The sequence below is a fragment of the Blautia intestinihominis genome (assembly GCF_040096655.1).
Taxonomy (GTDB): domain Bacteria; phylum Bacillota; class Clostridia; order Lachnospirales; family Lachnospiraceae; genus Blautia_A; species Blautia_A intestinihominis.
The window spans coordinates 1-811 of record NZ_JBBMEI010000194.1; the positions used below are offsets into that span (position 1 = coordinate 1).

The 811-nt window shown below is 45.5% G+C and carries 1 protein-coding gene; it reads left to right on the forward strand.

Annotated elements, in window-relative coordinates:
- Positions 1–170: 170 nt before the first annotated feature.
- The coding region (locus tag WMO75_RS19645; protein ID WP_349078864.1) for a helix-turn-helix domain-containing protein at positions 171–811 on the forward strand (641 nt) is incomplete at its 3' end.

Consider the following 811-nt stretch of genomic DNA (forward strand, 5'->3'; position numbering starts at 1 on the left):
GAATAATCCATCGATGAACTACCTGTATCATAGAACATTTTTGTGCCCTGTGCCGTATGTCCACAAAGTAGGAATTAGGGGTAAAAATCAGAAATTTCCACGATTGCGGAAAGTGTGATATAATCCAGATAAGCGGCAGCAATCAAACCACCGGAAAGGAGCGTGCGCCCATGAAAGGAGCGACAAGCATACAGGAACGCCTTTGGGAACTCCGCAAGGACAAAGGCTTAAATCTGGAAGAGTTGTCAGAGTTGACGGGTATTTCCAAATCAGCTCTTGGAAGTTATGAGAAAGAGGATTATAAAGAAATCAATCATGGCAACCTTATCACACTGGCAGACTTCTATGGGGTTTCCGTTGATTATCTGCTGTGCCGGACAGAGAACAGGGAGCAGATCAACACGCCATTGACGGAGTTGCATTTGAATGATGAGATGGTTGCTCTCCTGAAAAGCGGTCGGATTAACAACCGTCTGCTCTGTGAGCTTGCCACACATAAAGATTTTATCAAGTTTCTTGCGGACATTGAGATTTATGTGGACGGGATTGCCACCATGCAGATTCAAAACCTCAATGCCCTTGTTGATACTGTCCGACATGAAATCATTGAACGGTATCGCCCTGGCGAAGACGACCCCCATTTGAAAGTGCTACAAGCCGCCCATATCAGTGATGATGAATATTTCAGTCAGATGGTACGGGATGACCTCAACCTCATTATCCGGGATATTCGAGAAGCCCATAAAAAGGACAGTGAGAGTGCACCCCAGACCACTGTTGCCAATGAACTGAAAGAAAATCTGGAAGCGGT